Origin of the sequence: Megasphaera sp. AF13-6AC (assembly GCF_027685385.1) — a bacterium.
Lineage (GTDB): Bacteria > Bacillota > Negativicutes > Veillonellales > Megasphaeraceae > Megasphaera > Megasphaera micronuciformis.
Window position 1 is genome coordinate 1 of record NZ_JAQCUN010000159.1, and the last position, 2,515, is coordinate 2,515.

1 protein-coding gene and 1 pseudogene are annotated in these 2,515 nt (G+C 46.5%); both read left to right on the forward strand.

Annotated elements, in window-relative coordinates; genetic code table 11:
• Positions 1-1,661 (forward strand): annotated as a pseudogene (locus PGX78_RS07525) (DNA-directed RNA polymerase subunit beta'); the annotation flags it as partial.
• Positions 1,662-1,880: 219 nt separating this feature from the next.
• Positions 1,881-2,515, forward strand: a 635-nt coding sequence (locus tag PGX78_RS07530) for an iron-containing alcohol dehydrogenase (RefSeq protein WP_270446265.1), incomplete at its 3' end; no start/stop codon positions are given.

Genomic DNA, 2,515 nt, shown 5'->3' on the forward strand with positions numbered 1-2,515 from the left:
ATTGCGACGTATTCGGCTTGGACCTCATTCGCGAACGCGCTCGACTCGCAGGCTCGGTACGTCAGGCAGTCAACTTGTTGAGAGAAAAATTGATCGGTCGCGTATTGGCACGCGACGTAGTGGACGAAGAAACGGGAGAACTTCTGTTTGCGGAAGATCACGTTCTGACCAATGACGATCTCGATACGGTTATTGAATACAAAATTCCCAAGTTATCCTTGCGCGGCAGTCAGATGGACATTAATGACGACCTCAATCATACGAATAAGATTGAAAACGTCATGCTCGGTGCACCGGAAGACAGCATTCGTGACGCCTTGAGAGAAGCTATGGTAGAAAATATGCTCGGCAAGACGGTGGAACGTACAGTTTATGATTCCATGGGTACGGAAATTTGCCCGGCCGGCACGGCTCTTACGGAAGAGGCGATTGAACGGATTCTTTTGAGTGATGTAGAAGAAGTCAAGGTTCGCAACAATGATATTCGCGGTGTTGAAGTTACGGCTATTGTTGAAGGCGACGGCATTATCGAACCTTTGGAAGACCGGATTGTGGGCAGAACGGCTGCGGAAACCTTATTCAATAAGGATACGGGCGAAGTGATTGTTCCCATTAATGAAGAAATTATGGAAGAACAGGCGAAGGAAGTCGTTAAGTATTACGACAAAGTCCGTATTCGTTCCGTTCTTACTTGCCATAGCCGTTACGGCGTTTGCGCTAAATGCTACGGTCGTGACCTCGGCACGGGCGGTAAGGTCAATGTAGGTGAGTCGGTCGGGATCATTGCGGCTCAATCCATCGGTGAACCGGGCACACAGTTGACTATGCGTACCTTCCACACCGGCGGCGTTGCATCGGCAGGCGATATTACTCAAGGTTTGCCGCGTGTCGAAGAATTGTTTGAAGCCCGTAAACCGAAGGGCAATGCTATTGTCACGGAAATTGACGGCGTTGTTACGATTACGGAAAAAGAAGATCATGAGGATATTCATATCGTTCATGTTACGGCTGAAGACGGTGACGAACGGAGTTACACCATTCCGTACGGAGCTCATTTGGTAGTTCATGAAGGCGATGTTATTGAAAAGGGCAGCCGTATTACGGCCGGTTCCATTAATCCCCATGATATCCTGAGAATTCAGGGTGTCGAAGCTACGCAGCGTTACCTGGTATATGAAGTGCAAAAGGTATACAAATCTCAAGGTGTTGAAATTAATGATAAGCACATTGAAGTTATTGTTCGCCAGATGCTACGTAAGATGAAGATTGAAGATGCCGGTGATGCGGATGTATTGCCGGGAGACTATGTAGAACTGAATGCTTACGAAGAAATGAATCGTCGCATTCAGGCTGCAGGCGGTAAACAGGCGGAAGGCAAGGCTCTGCTCCTCGGTATTACCAAGGCGGCCTTGGCTACGGAATCCTTCTTATCCGCCGCGTCCTTCCAGGAAACGACTCGCGTACTTACGGACGCTGCTATTAAAGGGAAGGTTGACCCCTTGCTCGGCTTAAAAGAAAATGTTATTATCGGCAAGCTGATTCCTGCCGGTACGGGTATGAGCCGTTATCGTAAGGTAAAGGTTGTTAAGCCTATTTCTCTCGTTGAGTACGAGGAAGAAGATCCTATTTTGTCGGATTCCGTCGCTATTGACGGCGAATAATCCATATAAGTCCGTTCGGGTATGAAGGAATGTACCTTCTCCGGACGGATACTACAAAGGGACTCGCTTATAAGCGAGTCCCTTTGTAGTATCTATTGCAATACTTGTATGGCTATAGATTGTTAAAAGGACGATATATTCGGTATAATAAATATGACTGCATGTCTAAAAATGCATATGAACAAGTGTACCGTATGCCCTTTATGAAGGAGGACTATTATGTTAGGAAATTTTAAATATGAAAATCCTACGGCTTTATACTTCGGTAATAAGGCGATGGATTATTTACACAGAGAACTCCCCAAATACGGGAAGAACGTTGTGCTTATTTACGGCGGCGGCTCTATTAAAAAGAACGGTATATATGACCGCGTAATGGAAATTTTAAAAGAAAACGATAAGAATGTAGTTGAAGATGCGGGCGTTATGCCTAACCCTACGCTGGATAAAGTATTGGAAGGTCGAGAAATAGCCAGAAATCACAAGGCGGATTTACTGCTTGCCGTCGGCGGCGGTTCGGTTATCGATTATGCTAAGGCCGTATCCGTATCCGTTCATACGGAAGGCGATCCGTGGGAAAAATTCTTTGCAGGTCGTGAAAAACCGTCCGAGAATATTGTGCCCGTCGGTTGTGTATTGACCATGGTCGGTACGGGTTCGGAAATGAACAGCAATTCTGTTATTACCAATACGGCTCAAAAGCGCAAGGTCGGCAGAAACTTTGGCGAACAGGTGTGCCCGAGATTTGCCGTGCTGAACCCCGAATATACGTACACCCTTCCTCAGTATCAAATGGTGGCCGGTATCTTCGACATTATGTCGCATATACTGGAACAGTATTTTAGCGGTGAAGA